Below are 12614 nucleotides of genomic sequence, written 5' to 3'. Positions count from 1 at the left end.
GACCACACCCCGTACCCCCATTCGGCACCCAAGAATGCCGCACCCGGCGGCCCACTCTGCCGCCCCCCGGACACAGGCTGATTGCCCGGACGCTGCGGTGACCACTCGGCTGTGTACCAGTCCTGTAACAAGCCCTGTCGCACCCCTGGCGCGGACCCCGGCCCACCCCTGCCGGAAGCCGCCCCGCGCACCGGACGGACCGGCCACACGTGACGAATCTCGCTTCGTCGCTCCAGAGTGGTTTGGAGGGGCGCTCCGCTGCGCAGGCGCACCTGTCGTATCCCCGCCGCGCACCGCGCGCTGACCGACCGAGAGGACCGCCTCGTGCCGACCGGCAGCACCGAAGCCGACCCCGCGCCCGACCAGGACCGGGACGCGCGAAAGCGCCACCGGGTGCTCTTCCGTGCCGTCGCCCGGCGCAAGAACCCCAAACTGCGGCGCACCGACATCACCGTCACCGACGAGCGCGTGGTCAAGCGGGCCGTGAAGGCCGCCGCGCTCGGCAACGCCATGGAATGGTTCGACTTCGGGATCTACAGCTACCTCGCGGTCATCATCGGCAACGTCTTCTTCCCCGGCGGCAGCGACACCACCAAGCTGCTGTCGTCGTTCGCGACCTTCGCGGTGGCGTTCCTCGTACGCCCCCTGGGCGGCGCCTACTTCGGCCCGCTCGGCGACCGTATCGGCCGCAAGAAGGTCCTCGCCCTCACCATGATCATGATGGCACTGGGCACCTTCTGCATCGGCCTGATCCCGTCCTACGCCACCATCGGCTTCTGGTCCCCGGTCCTGCTCATCCTCTTCCGCCTCATCCAGGGCTTCTCCACCGGTGGTGAGTACGGCGGCGCCTCCACCTTCATCGCCGAGTACGCCCCCGACAAGAAGCGCGGTTTCTACGGCAGCTTCCTGGAGATGGGCACCCTGATCGGGTACACCGGCGCGGCCGGCATCGTGCTGCTGCTCAACACCACCGTCGGCGACGCCGCGATGAACAGCTGGGGCTGGCGCCTGCCCTTCCTGATCGCCGGCCCCCTCGGCCTGGTGGGCCTCTACCTCCGGGTCAGGCTCGACGAGACCCCCGCCTTCCAGAAGTTCGAGGCCGCCCACGCCCAGGGCGCCACCGGCGCCGTCGTCGAGGCCGAGGCCGAGTCCTCGCACCTGTCCGAGAACGCCCCCAAGAAGAAGATCGGCGAGATCTTCGCCCAGCAGTGGCCCACCCTCATCCTGTGCGTCGCCCTGGTCGGCGCGTACAACATCACCGACTACATGCTGCTGTCGTACATGCCGACCTACCTGACGGACACCCTCCACTACGAGGAGTCCCACGGCCTGCTGATCCTTCTCGGCGCCATGGTCGCCCTGATGTGCGTCATCAGCACCGTCGGCAAACTGAACGACCGCTACGGCCGCAAGCCCCTCCTGATGACCGGCATGCTCGGCTTCTTCATCACCGCCATCCCGGCCTTCCTCCTGGTCAACCAGGGCAGCCTGGGCGCGGTCATCGGCGGCATGGCCCTGCTCGGCATCTGCCTGGTCTGCCTGCTGGGCACCATGTCCGCCGCCCTCCCCGCCCTCTTCCCCACCCACGTCCGCTACGGCTCCCTCTCCATCGGCTACAACCTGGCCGTCTCCCTCTTCGGCGGCACCACCCCCCTGGTGATCACCGCCCTGATGGGCGCCTTCCACGGCAACGTGATGGTCCCCGCCTACTACACGATGGGCGCCGCCCTCGTCGGCGTCATCGCCGTGGCCTGCATGAAGGAGACCGCCCAGCAGCCCCTCGACGGCTCCCCGCCCTCCGTCGCCACCAAGAAGGAAGCCGTCGAACTCATCGAGGCCCAGACCCCGGAACCACGCTTCTGACCCCACACCACACCCCCTCCGCGGGCCTCGGGACCCCCCTCCCCGAGGCCCGCGGCCTTTTCTCGCCGCACTTGTCACTACGGCCGTAACCGGCTGCGCGTTCGATCGTTGGTGTGTTCGAGGGGGTGCGCGGGGTGGGCCCGGCGCACGGAACGAGGGGGAATCATGCCGGTCGTCTACACACGGGAACAGCTGGCGGAAGCCGCACGCGCCTCGTCGTCCTACGAGGACGCCGTGCGGTGGTTCGGCAGGACGCCGACACCCGGCAGAAGGCAGTACCTGCGCGCCCGGATGCGCGAAGCGGGCGTGGACACCACCCATTTCGCACTCGCGGGTGTGCGCCACACCGAGGCCAGACTCCGCGAACTGGTGGCCTGCTCGCGCAGCGTCGCCGAAGTCGTGCGGCGCCTCGGCATCAGCCCGGTCGGCGGGAACCAGGCCCACATCGGGCGCCGGATCGCGGAACTGGGCCTGGACACCGGTCACTTCACCGCCCCCGCCGCGGCGGGGCCGCAACGTCGGAATCCGCCGCCATCTCGCTCTGGGCTCTCCGGAAGACGGCCGCATCAGCGGGCAGCGCCTGCGCAGGGAACTCCTGCGGCGAGGAGTTCCGGAGCAGTGTGCGATGTGCCACACGGGCCCGGAATGGAACGGCGGGCCACTGTGCCTGGAGGTGGACCATCTCAACGGGGACTGGTGGGACAACCGCCCGGGCAACCTCCGCTTACTGTGCCCCAACTGCCATGCGGTGACCGATACGTACCGCGGCCGCAAACGGCGGAGGTGAGGTGCCGCCCATGGTCGCACGCGTCACTTACACCCGGGACCTGCTGACCCGCACGGCCGACGGCTCCACCAGCCTGGTCGACATGCTGCGCCGGCTCGGCGCACCGTTGGGCAGCAGCTCGTACAGATATCTACGCGATCGGCTGAGGCACTACGGCATCGACACGACGCACTTCGTCGAGGAGCCGCTCCCCCGCCGTGCGCGTCGCGCCTACACCCGGCCCCTGCTGAGCGAAGCCGCCGCACACTCCCACAGCATCCGGGAAATGCTGGCCTATCTGGACGTTCCACCGTACGGCAGCGCGTACAGCCATCTCCGCAAGAAACTGGACCAATTCGGCATCGACACTTCGCACTTCACGTGCCGCAGGAACGGGTCCTTACTGCTCCCGCGCGGTGAACTGGCCAATGCCGTAGCCGCCTCCCACAGCCTCGCCGAGGTGCTTCGGCGCCTCCGCAGCACCGGCCGTACCGCATCCCGGCACAGCATCGGACACGGCATCACGGAGTATGGCCTCTCGACCGCGCACTTCACTGGTCAGGGCCACGGGCGCGGCCGGCCCTCACCGGCCCGCAGGTCCGCGGACGACATCCTGCGGTACCTGGAACCCGGTGCCCGACGGGAGAAGACCGTGCTGCTGCGCCGTGCCCTCGACGCGAAAGATGTGCCCCACACCTGCGGCGCGTGCGGCATCGGCGACATCTGGCAGGGCAGACGGCTCGTCCTGGAGATCGATCACATCAGCGGCGACCGGCTGGACAACCGCTTGGAGAACCTGCGTTACCTGTGCCCGTCCTGTCACAGTCAAACGAGGACCTTCTCCCGCCGTCGCCGCACATGACCATCCCCGCGCCGCCGGCCGGTCGAGCACAGTAAGGTGGACGACTGCGGGCCCGTACCCCAGCTGGCCAAGAGGGCGCCGGTTTAGGTCCGGTGTGTCGTGGGTTCGAGTCCCACCGGGCCCACCTGCGTGCACGGCCTCCCTGCCTTTCGGCAAGGAGGCCGTTGTGCTGTTCAGGCTCAGCCCAGCAACTCCCGCACCACCGGTGTCAGCGCCCGGAACGCCTGGCCGCGGTGGCTGATCGCGTTCTTTTCGGCGGGGGGCAGTTCGGCGCAGGTACGGGTGTGGCCGAGGGGCTGGAGGATGGGGTCGTAGCCGAAGCCGCCGGTGCCGGAAGGGGTGTGGCGGAGGGTGCCTTCGAGCTTGCCCTCGACGACGCGCTCGGTGCCGTCGGGGAGGGCGAGGGCCGCGGCGCAGAAGAAGTGGGCGGCGCGGTGTTCGTCGGCAATGTCGGACAGCTGGGCGAGGAGCAGGGTGAGGTTGGCCTGATCGTCGCCGTGGGTGCCCGACCAGCGCGCGGAGAAGATGCCGGGGGCACCGCCGAGGACGTCGACGCACAGGCCGGAGTCGTCGGCGACGGCGGGGTGGCCGGTGGCCTGGGCAAGGGCATGGGCCTTGAGGAGGGCGTTCTCGGCGAAGGTGACGCCGGTTTCCTTGACGTCGGGGATCTCGGGATAGGCGTCGGCGCCGACAAGGTCCACATCGAGGTCGGCGGCCTCCAGGATGGCCCGGAGTTCGGTGACCTTGCCGGCGTTGCGGGTGGCGAGGATGAGGCGACGGGGGGCTGCGGAGTGTCCACCGGTGTGAGGCTGCATGGGCAGTGATTATCCCGGTGTGCAGATGCGCGTCATGTCATGGGCCCCGTCGACGATCGGCTGTATGTCCGGGGCCTTGTTGTTGTCGAGGTCCTTGCGGGCGGCCTTGATGCCGTCGTTCGTCTTGTCGACGGCCTTGGACAGCTCGGGGTCGTTGGCTTCCTTGCTCAGCTTCCGCAGGTTGGCGTCGATGTTGTCGAGGGCCTGCTCGGCCTTCTGGGGGTCGGTGAGGGAGTTGTCCGCGGCCTGCTGGAGCTTGTCGACGGCGTTGACGACGGAGGTGGCGGTCTTGGCGCAGTCCATGGCCTTCTGTACCGCGCCGCAGGAGGTGAGCAGCGGTATCGCGAGGCTCGCGACGGCTAACGCGGCGGCTGCGGTGGCGGCGGGGCGACGGTGCCGGCGGGTGCGCGGGGCCATGGTGCGGTTCCTTCCCTCGGGTCATGCTCGGGCAAAGGAAGAAACGCGGGGCGGGGCCGTTTGGTTGCCCGTACACCGGCGCCGGGGGTCAGACGAGGCCGGTCTGGGTGAGCAGCATGGCGAGGACGACGACGAGGGTCCAGCCGAGGAGGTGCTCCAGGAGCCGGGAGTCGTCCTGGGGCCCGCCGGTGCGGGCGCGGACGCGGGGCGCGGTCGCGGCAGTTGTGGGCATGGCTCCACCATGCGACGGCCGCGGGGACCTTTTCCAGAGAGGGACGTCCCATGAGAAAAGCCTCACAGGGGGCGCACAGGGGGAGGGTGCGGGGCCTCCCCCTGTGGCGCGGTGGTTCGCGCGGCGGACCCGCTCAGCCGGCGGGCCGGCACAGCCGACAGGCCCGCTCAGCCGGCGGGCCGCCCCCTCAGAGCGTGCGGGCCAGCGCCGCCCGCTGGGCCTCGTCGAGTTCGGCGCAGCCGGCGACGGCGAGGTCGAGGAGGGAGTTGAGTTCCTCGCGGGCGAAGGGCTCGGCCTCGGCGGTGCCCTGGACCTCGACGAAGCGGCCGTCGCCGGTGCAGACGACGTTCATGTCGGTGTCGGCGCGGACGTCCTCCTCGTAGCAGAGGTCGAGGAGGGGGGTGCCGCCGACGATGCCGACGCTGACGGCGGAGACGGTGCCGGTCAGCGGCTTGCGGCCGTGCTTGATGAGCTTCTTGCCCTGGGCCCAGGTGACGGCGTCGGCGAGGGCGACATAGGCGCCGGTGATGGCGGCGGTGCGGGTGCCGCCGTCGGCCTGGAGGACGTCGCAGTCCAGGACGATGGTGTTCTCGCCGAGGGCCTTGTAGTCGATGACGGCGCGCAGCGAGCGGCCGATGAGGCGGCTGATTTCGTGGGTGCGGCCGCCGATCTTGCCGCGGACGGATTCGCGGTCGCCGCGGGTGTTGGTGGAGCGGGGCAGCATCGAGTACTCGGCGGTGACCCAGCCTTCGCCGGTGCCCTTGCGCCAGCGCGGTACGCCCTCGGTGACGGAGGCGGTGCAGAAGACTTTGGTGTCGCCGAAGGAGATGAGGACGGAGCCTTCGGCGTGCTTGCTCCAGCCGCGTTCGATGGTGACCGGGCGGAGCTGTTCGGGCGTGCGGCCGTCGATGCGAGACATGGCGTAGACCCTATCGGGAATGGCGAGGGCCCCACTCCGGGGCGGTGGACGTCCGGGGCGGGGCCTTCGGGAGCGGCCTGGCGGCCGGCTCGTCAGCTCACATCATGTCTTCGATCTCGGCGGCGATGGGGTCGGCGTCGGTGCCGATGACGACCTGGATCGCGGTGCCCATCTTGACGACGCCGTGGGCGCCGGCGGCCTTGAGGGCGGCCTCGTCGACGAGGGAGGAGTCGACGACCTCGGTGCGGAGGCGGGTGATGCAGCCCTCGACCTCCTCGATGTTGTCGAGTCCGCCGAGCCCGGCGACGATCTTCTCAGCCTTGCTGGCCATGTCCACTCCTGCTTGTCTCGGCCGCCGGCGGTTCCGCCGTGCGGTTTTCACACCGTAACGCACGTTCAGCCCAACAATATGGGCGTTTGTCCACGGTCTCGCGAAGGATGGCGATCACCGGAGTGCGCACCGGAACGGTCCGCACCACGAGTGGTCTACACCACCAGTATGCGGCAAGCACGAGGCCGGTTGCCGACGGGCCGACTGCCGGGAGGACACGGATGAGTTCGGACGCAGCGGCGGCGGCACCGGGGAAGCACCGGGCGCAGAATCTCTTCCAGGGTCTGCAGAAGATGGGGCGCAGTCTGCAGCTGCCGATTGCCGTCCTGCCCGCTGCGGGAATTCTCAACCGTCTCGGCCAGCCCGATGTGTTCGGCGCGGACGGGCTGGGCTGGGACGCCGTCGGCAAGGTGTTCGCGGCCGCGGGCGGTGCGCTGCTGGATTCGGGGCTCGGGCTGCCGCTGCTGTTCTGCATCGGTGTGGCGATCGGCATGGCCAAGAAGGCGGACGGTTCGACGGCGCTGGCCGCGGTGGCCGGATTCCTCGTCTACTTCTCGGTCATGCACGCGTTTCCGGCGGGCTGCGCCGCGGGCCAGACGTACACCCAGGCGGGCCTGTGGAGCGGGGTGTGCGTGGACCGGAAGCTGACGGTGACGCAGGCGTCCTTCCAGAATCCGGGGGTGTTCGGCGGCATCGTCATGGGGTTCCTGTCCGCCTGGCTGTGGCAGCGCTTTCACCGGGTCAAGCTGGTGGACTGGCTGGGGTTCTTCAACGGCCGCCGGCTGGTCCCGATCATCATGGCCTTCGTGGGCCTGGTGTTCGCGGTGCTGTGCCTGTTCGTCTGGCAGCCGATCGGTGATGCGCTGACGAGCTTCAGCCAATGGCTGACGGGGCTGGGGGCGTGGGGTGCGGGGATCTTCGGTGTCGCCAACCGCGCGCTGCTGGTGATCGGCCTGCACCAGTTCCTGAACACGTTCGTCTGGTTCCAGTTCGGCAGTTTCACCAAGCCGGACGGGACGGTCGTCCACGGTGACATCAACCGGTTCCTGGCGGGCGATCCGACGGCGGGGCAGTTCACCACCGGGTTCTTCCCGATCATGATGTTCGCGCTGCCGGCCGCGGCGCTGGCGATCGCGCACTGTGCCAGGCCGCATCGCCGCAAGGAGATCGCGGGCATGATGCTGTCGGTCGGCCTGACGTCGTTCGTGACGGGTGTGACCGAGCCGATCGAGTACTCCTTCCTCTTCGTGGCGCCGGCGCTGTACGCGATCCATGCCGTGCTGACGGGTGTGTCGATGGCGGTGAGCTGGGCGCTGGGGGTGCACGACAGCTTCAGCTTCTCGGCGGGCCTGATCGACTACGTCATCAACTGGGGGCTGGCGACCAAGCCCTGGCTGATCATTCCCATCGGACTGTGCTTCGCGGTGGTCTACTACACCCTCTTCCGTTTCGTGATCACGAAATTCCGTCTGATGACGCCCGGCCGGGAACCGGATGAGGTGGGGGACGCGATGGAGCGGGAGAACGTGAAGTAGGGGGACGGGGCGGAGCGGGCAGGCGCGGAATGCGCCTGCCTTTTCCGTTGCCGGGGGCCGGTGGCCATGTGGTCCACACCACTTGGAAGAATGGATTCCTTTATGTCAGGTCTACGTGCTAAGAATGGTCTAAATCACTAGTGGTGTAGACCAAGGTGTAGACCAAACGCGGGCCGTCCCCCCTTTTGAGTGCCCGCCTCACCAGGAGGAATCCGATGAGTTCGGCCACCGCCACCAAGGCGGCCCCCGAGAAGAAGGGCCGCGGTGCCGGCGCCATGGCAGTGGCCCAGCGCATCGGCCGCAGTCTCATGCTGCCGATCGCCACGCTGCCCGCCGCCGCGCTGATGGTGCGGCTCGGCCAGCCGGACATGCTCGGCCGGGATGCTCTCCCCGCCTTCCTGAACAAGATCGCCGAGTTCATGGCGGCCGGTGGCGGCGCGCTGCTCGACAACATGCCGCTGCTCTTCGCGGTGGGCATCGCGATCGGCTTCGCCAAGAAGTCCGACGGCTCCACCGGTCTGGCCGCGGTCGTCGGCTACCTGGTGTTCAAGCAGGTGCTGGGCACCTTCAAGGACACCAACCTGCCCAAGATCCAGGACGTCGTCGACGGCAAGGTGGCCAACGTCGCCCCGCCGGTGGACGCGGGCGTGCTGGGCGGCGTCGTGATGGGCATCGTGGTCGCCCTGCTCTACCAGCGCTACAGCCGCAAGAAGCTGCCCGACTGGCTCGGCTTCTTCGGCGGGCGCCGTCTGGTGCCGATCCTCTCCGCCTTCGCCGGCCTCGTCATCGGCATCGTCTTCGGCTACATCTGGCCCGTTCTCGGGACCGGGCTGCACAGCTTCGGCGCCTGGCTCGTCGGCTCGGGCGCGGTGGGCGCCGGAATATTCGGTGTCGTCAACCGCGCGCTGATCCCGGTCGGCATGCACCACCTGCTGAACTCCTTCCCGTGGTTCCAGGCCGGTGACTACCAGGGCAAGCACGGCGACATCGCCCGCTTCCTGGCCCACGACCCCACGGCCGGACAGTTCATGACCGGCTTCTTCCCGATCATGATGTTCGCCCTCCCGGCCGCGTGCCTGGCGATGGTGCACTGCGCACGGCCCGAGCGCCGCAAGGTCGTCGGCGGCATGATGTTCTCCATCGCGCTGACCGCCTTCATCACCGGTGTCACCGAGCCGATCGAGTTCACCTTCATGTTCATCGCCCCGGTGCTGTACGCCATCCACGCGGTGCTGACCGGTGTCTCGATGGCGCTGACCTGGGCGCTGGGGATGAAGGACGGCTTCGGCTTCTCGGCCGGCGCGATCGACTTCGGACTGAACCTCGGCATCGCCACCAAGCCGTGGCTGCTCGCCCTCACGGGCCTGGTCTTCGCGGCGCTGTACTACACCGTGTTCCGGTTCGCGATCGTCAAGTTCAACCTCCCGACCCCGGGGCGCGAGCCCGAAGAGGAGATCGCCGCGGAGGACAAGGCCCAGTACAAGGCCTGAACCGCCGCCACCGCCCGACGGCGGTCGGACACACGGCGAAGGCCCCCGGAACCGCAGGGATTCCGGGGGCCTTCGCCGTGCCCGGGGGACGCACCCCGCGTCCGGCTCAGATCTCGTAGACCGCGCCCGCCTTGGCCACCTCGACCGGTCCGTCATAGGCCTTCTGGGCATCGCGGATGCTCAGGGCCGGGTCGGTCCACGGCGGGATGTGGGTCAGCACCAGCCGGCCCGCGCCGGCCCGCTGGGCGATCTCGCCGGCTTCCCGGCCGTTGAGGTGCAGATCCGGGATGTCTTCCTTGCCGTAGGTGAAGGATGCCTCGCACAGGAAGAAGCCGGCGCCCTCGGCAAGGCTCTCCAGCGCGTCGCAGGGGCCGGTGTCCCCGGAGTACGTCAGCGACCGGCCGCCGTGTTCGATGCGGAAGGCGAAGGACTCCACCGGGTGGCTGACCCGCTCCGTGCGGATCGTGAACGGCCCGATGGTGAAGGTGCCCGGCGTCAGGGTGCGGAAGCCGAAGACCTCGCTCATGGCGCCGTCGTACGGCAGGTCGGCGTGCGCGACGGTCAGCCGGCGCTCGGTGCCGGCCGGCCCGTAGACCGGCATCGGCGCGCAACGTCCGCCGTCCGGGCGGTAGTAGCGCACCACGAAGTAGCCGCACAGGTCGATGCAGTGATCGGCATGCAGATGCGACAGGAGTACGGCATCCAGGTCATAGAGGCCGATGTGGCGCTGCAGTTCGCCCAGGGCGCCGTTGCCCATGTCGAGGAGCAGCCTGAAGCCGTCGGCCTCCAGGAGGTAGCTCGAGCAGGCCGATTCCACGGAAGGGAACGACCCCGAGCATCCGACGACGGTGAGCTTCATAGCGGGCGTGAACCTCCGTGGCGGGGGCGGCGGTATAGCGGTCTTCCCAGCTCGAACGCCCAAGGGCTCGGGGAAGGGTCCATGCCGGGATTCCCGGCGGGTCCTTGCCGGGTGATGCCGGGTCCTCGGCGGTCGGTGCGGTGCCCCCGAGCGTAAGGCGCAAAGGGGCCGGTAGCTCCTCCGGCGGGGCGAGCTGTGGGCGGAATCACCAGTCTGGGCTGTCGCCCCGTACGCCCGTACGCCCCTGCCCCCGCCTGTGCGCCCCCAGGAGGTGGTGCGACGCGCGCCCCGGAAGGCCGTACCGGCGCGCCCCGGGAAAACCCTGCCGCCGCGCCCCGGGAGAAAGCCCGCCGCCGCGGCAGGAAGCCACGACGGCGGATACGTACCGGGCCCGGCGCGCACGGCCCGCTCCTGCGACTCCTCCGGCCGGTCCCGCTGACCCGCCGGCGGGCGACTACGCCCAGAGCTGGCCGTGCAGCGTTTTGATCGCCGCTTCCGTGGACTCGGCGGTGTAGACGCCGGTGGAGAGGTACTTCCAGCCGCCGTCGGCGACGACGAAGACGATGTCGGCGCTCTCCCCCGCCTTGACGGCCTTGTTGCCGACGCCGATCGCCGCGTGCAGCGCCGCGCCGGTGGAGATGCCCGCGAAGATGCCCTCCTCCGCGAGGAGTTCACGGGTGCGGCGGACCGCGTCGTGGGAGCCCACCGAGAAGCGGGTGGTGAGCACGGATTCGTCGTAGAGCTCCGGGATGAAGCCCTCGTCGAGGTTGCGCAGACCGTAGACCACATCGTCGTAGCGCGGCTCGGCGGCGACGATCCGGACGCCGGGAACGTGCTCGCGCAGATAGCGGCCGACGCCCATGAGCGTGCCGGTGGTGCCCAGACCGGCCACGAAATGGGTCACGGAGGGGAGGTCGGCGAGGATCTCGGGGCCGGTGGTGGCGTAGTGCGCACCGGCGTTGTCGGGGTTCCCGTACTGGTAGAGCATCACCCAGTCGGGGTGCTCGGCGGACAGCTCCTTGGCCACCCGGACGGCCGTGTTGGAGCCGCCCGCCGCGGGTGAGGAGATGATCTCGGCGCCCCACATGGCCAGCAGTTCGCGCCGCTCGGAGGAGGTGTTCTCCGGCATGACGCACACGATGCGGTAGCCCTTGAGCCTGGCCGCCATGGCGAGCGAGATGCCGGTGTTGCCGCTGGTGGGTTCGAGGATGGTGCAGCCGGGGGTGAGCCGGCCGTCCTTCTCGGCCTGTTCGATCATGTGCAGCGCGGGCCGGTCCTTGACCGAGCCCGTGGGGTTGCGGTCCTCCAGCTTCGCCCAGATGCGGACGTCGTCGGAGGGCGACAGGCGCGGCAGGCGGACGAGAGGGGTGTTCCCGACCGCCGCCAGCGGCGAGTCGTACCGCATCAGCGCATGCCCCCGGCCACCGCCGGAAGGATCGTCACGCTGTCGCCGTCGGCGAGCTTGGTGGAGATGCCTTCGAGGAAGCGGACGTCCTCGTCGTTGAGGTAGACGTTCACGAAGCGGCGCAGCTGCTCGCCCTCGACCAGGCGCTCGCGGATGCCGGTGTGCCGGCTCTCCAGGTCGGTGAAGAGGTCGGCAAGGGTCTCTCCGCTGCCCTCGACGGCCTTCTCGCCGTCGGTGTAGGTGCGCAGGATGGTGGGGATTCGGACCTCGATGGCCATGGGAGTGCTCCTGTCCAGATGCGGTGGCGGGGCGGTGCGTCCCGGGTGCACGGCGTTACGGCGTGCCGGGAGGGCGTCGGGTGACGCCGGAAGTGCGGGGCTGTGGGCGGCGCGCGCCGCGCGCCCTGGCGGGCCGGCTCAGGCGGCGGCGCAGCGCGGACAGATGGCGCTGGAAAGGCGGCACAGATCGACGTGCAGCCGTGCGGCTCCGCAGCCGAACGCGCCCAGCAGTGCGGTTGCGGAGCGACGTATGGCGAGCGGAGCGAGCAGCAGCATGCCCGGCCTCTTCTCGCTCACGTCGTGGTCAACCATGCGGTCATCGTATCGATTCCCGGTCCGGGTATTGGAACCTCGTCCCATCATGCGGACGATTGGTGTACACCAGGTGGGACGGCCTCAGGAGTAGGCCGCCACGACCTCGACTTCTTCCTCGGTGACCGCGCCGTCCACGATCCGGTACGAGCGGAACTGGAAGGGCCCGGCATCGTCGGTGTCGGCGGTGGAGACCAGGACATAGTGGGCGCCGGGCTCGTTCGCGTAGGAGATGTCGGTGCGCGAGGGGTAGGCCTCGGTGGCGGTGTGCGAGTGGTAGATGATCACCGGCTCCTCGTCCCGGTCGTCCATCTCGCGGTAGAGCTTGAGCAGGTCGGCGGAGTCGAATTCGTAGAACGTCGGCGACCGGGCGGCGTTCAGCATCGGGATGAACCGCTCGGGGCGGCCGCTGCCCGCCGGGCCGGCGATCACGCCGCAGGCCTCGTCGGGGTGGTCCTGGCGGGAGTGCTCGACGATCTGGTCGAAGAGCGCCTTGGTGAGGGTCAGCATGGCGCCAAGAATAAACAGCG

Annotated in this window: 14 protein-coding genes and 1 tRNA gene; 5 read left to right on the top strand and 10 right to left on the bottom strand. The window is 69.4% G+C overall.

What is annotated here, in order from left to right; genetic code table 11:
- Positions 1–324: 324 nt before the first annotated feature.
- From ABZ851_RS04770 to ABZ851_RS04760, 3 genes are all read left to right on the top strand, one after another.
- A complete protein-coding gene (locus ABZ851_RS04770; RefSeq protein ID WP_361122170.1) occupies positions 325–1863 on the top strand; it encodes an MFS transporter in 1539 nt (512 codons plus the stop codon).
- A 797-nt stretch (positions 1864–2660) separates the two neighbouring features.
- Positions 2661–3491 (top strand): HNH endonuclease signature motif containing protein, encoded by an 831-nt coding sequence (locus ABZ851_RS04765; RefSeq protein WP_361122167.1) that lies wholly within the window; start codon positions 2661–2663, stop codon positions 3489–3491.
- A gap of 48 nt (positions 3492–3539) precedes the next feature.
- Positions 3540–3615 (top strand) — tRNA-Leu (locus tag ABZ851_RS04760).
- Between the two features lie 55 nt (positions 3616–3670).
- Here ABZ851_RS04760 and rdgB read toward each other — a convergent pair.
- The 5 genes from rdgB to ABZ851_RS04735 all read right to left on the bottom strand — a co-directional run bounded on the left by rdgB (position 3671) and on the right by ABZ851_RS04735 (position 6211).
- Complete coding sequence (gene rdgB / locus ABZ851_RS04755; RefSeq protein ID WP_361122164.1) at positions 3671–4306, bottom strand: RdgB/HAM1 family non-canonical purine NTP pyrophosphatase; 636 nt, start codon at positions 4304–4306, stop codon at positions 3671–3673.
- Between the two features lie 9 nt (positions 4307–4315).
- Positions 4316–4723 (bottom strand): hypothetical protein, encoded by a 408-nt coding sequence (locus ABZ851_RS04750; RefSeq protein ID WP_336053728.1) that lies wholly within the window; start codon positions 4721–4723, stop codon positions 4316–4318.
- 88 nt (positions 4724–4811) lie between these two features.
- Positions 4812–4955: an SCO1431 family membrane protein gene (locus tag ABZ851_RS04745; RefSeq protein WP_336053730.1), complete on the bottom strand. Its 144-nt coding sequence runs from the start codon at positions 4953–4955 to the stop codon at positions 4812–4814.
- 187 nt (positions 4956–5142) lie between these two features.
- Entirely contained in the window at positions 5143–5874 is a 732-nt protein-coding gene (gene rph / locus ABZ851_RS04740) for a ribonuclease PH (RefSeq protein WP_088797845.1), read from the bottom strand.
- A 97-nt stretch (positions 5875–5971) separates the two neighbouring features.
- On the bottom strand, positions 5972–6211 hold the full coding sequence (locus ABZ851_RS04735) for a PTS glucose/sucrose transporter subunit IIB (protein ID WP_208683897.1): 240 nt from the start codon (positions 6209–6211) through the stop codon (positions 5972–5974).
- A gap of 215 nt (positions 6212–6426) precedes the next feature.
- On the opposite strand from ABZ851_RS04735, the gene ABZ851_RS04730 reads away from it, so the two are divergent.
- Together ABZ851_RS04730 and ABZ851_RS04725 are read left to right on the top strand one after the other, a co-directional pair.
- Positions 6427–7740, top strand: coding sequence for a PTS transporter subunit EIIC (locus tag ABZ851_RS04730; RefSeq protein ID WP_361122158.1), 1314 nt, complete (start codon positions 6427–6429; stop codon positions 7738–7740).
- Between the two features lie 215 nt (positions 7741–7955).
- Positions 7956–9230, top strand: coding sequence for a PTS transporter subunit EIIC (locus ABZ851_RS04725; RefSeq protein WP_361122155.1), 1275 nt, complete (start codon positions 7956–7958; stop codon positions 9228–9230).
- Positions 9231–9336: 106 nt separating this feature from the next.
- On the opposite strand, the gene ABZ851_RS04720 is transcribed toward ABZ851_RS04725, so the two are convergent.
- The 5 genes from ABZ851_RS04720 to ABZ851_RS04700 form a co-directional block, all read right to left on the bottom strand.
- Entirely contained in the window at positions 9337–10089 is a 753-nt protein-coding gene (locus tag ABZ851_RS04720; protein WP_361122152.1) for an MBL fold metallo-hydrolase, read from the bottom strand.
- A 454-nt stretch (positions 10090–10543) separates the two neighbouring features.
- The gene (locus ABZ851_RS04715) at positions 10544–11494 is read right to left on the bottom strand and encodes a cysteine synthase (RefSeq protein ID WP_361122149.1); all 951 of its coding nucleotides are present in this window, start codon (positions 11492–11494) and stop codon (positions 10544–10546) included.
- A complete protein-coding gene (locus ABZ851_RS04710) occupies positions 11494–11772 on the bottom strand; it encodes a MoaD/ThiS family protein (protein WP_336053741.1) in 279 nt (92 codons plus the stop codon). The genes ABZ851_RS04715 and ABZ851_RS04710 overlap by 1 nt, the downstream gene beginning before the upstream one ends.
- Before the next feature lie 138 nt (positions 11773–11910).
- Entirely contained in the window at positions 11911–12084 is a 174-nt protein-coding gene (locus ABZ851_RS04705; RefSeq protein ID WP_336053743.1) for a putative leader peptide, read from the bottom strand.
- Between the two features lie 84 nt (positions 12085–12168).
- Positions 12169–12594 carry a M67 family metallopeptidase gene (locus ABZ851_RS04700; RefSeq protein ID WP_088802074.1) on the bottom strand — a complete coding sequence of 142 codons (426 nt, stop codon included), beginning with the start codon at positions 12592–12594 and terminating at the stop codon, positions 12169–12171.
- Between the last annotated feature and the right edge of the window lie 20 nt (positions 12595–12614).

Source organism: Streptomyces sp. NPDC047049, from assembly GCF_040643995.1.
GTDB classification, from domain to species: domain Bacteria; phylum Actinomycetota; class Actinomycetes; order Streptomycetales; family Streptomycetaceae; genus Streptomyces; species Streptomyces mooreae.
This window is presented reverse-complemented; position numbering and strand designations above follow the sequence as displayed.

Bases quoted from the DNA above. Each gene is read 5' to 3' on its own strand.
- ABZ851_RS04765 (WP_361122167.1), top strand. From the start codon at position 2,661: ATGGTCGCACGCGTCACTTACACCCGGGACCTGCTGACCCGCACGGCC.
- ABZ851_RS04745 (WP_336053730.1), bottom strand. From the start codon at position 4,955: ATGCCCACAACTGCCGCGACCGCGCCCCGCGTCCGCGCCCGCACCGGC.
- ABZ851_RS04705 (WP_336053743.1), bottom strand. From the start codon at position 12,084: ATGGTTGACCACGACGTGAGCGAGAAGAGGCCGGGCATGCTGCTGCTC.
- ABZ851_RS04720 (WP_361122152.1), bottom strand. From the start codon at position 10,089: ATGAAGCTCACCGTCGTCGGATGCTCGGGGTCGTTCCCTTCCGTGGAA.
- rph (WP_088797845.1), bottom strand. From the start codon at position 5,874: ATGTCTCGCATCGACGGCCGCACGCCCGAACAGCTCCGCCCGGTCACC.
- ABZ851_RS04700 (WP_088802074.1), bottom strand. From the start codon at position 12,594: ATGCTGACCCTCACCAAGGCGCTCTTCGACCAGATCGTCGAGCACTCC.
- ABZ851_RS04750 (WP_336053728.1), bottom strand. From the start codon at position 4,723: ATGGCCCCGCGCACCCGCCGGCACCGTCGCCCCGCCGCCACCGCAGCC.
- ABZ851_RS04725 (WP_361122155.1), top strand. From the start codon at position 7,956: ATGAGTTCGGCCACCGCCACCAAGGCGGCCCCCGAGAAGAAGGGCCGC.
- ABZ851_RS04710 (WP_336053741.1), bottom strand. From the start codon at position 11,772: ATGGCCATCGAGGTCCGAATCCCCACCATCCTGCGCACCTACACCGAC.
- rdgB (WP_361122164.1), bottom strand. From the start codon at position 4,306: ATGCAGCCTCACACCGGTGGACACTCCGCAGCCCCCCGTCGCCTCATC.
- ABZ851_RS04715 (WP_361122149.1), bottom strand. From the start codon at position 11,494: ATGCGGTACGACTCGCCGCTGGCGGCGGTCGGGAACACCCCTCTCGTC.
- ABZ851_RS04730 (WP_361122158.1), top strand. From the start codon at position 6,427: ATGAGTTCGGACGCAGCGGCGGCGGCACCGGGGAAGCACCGGGCGCAG.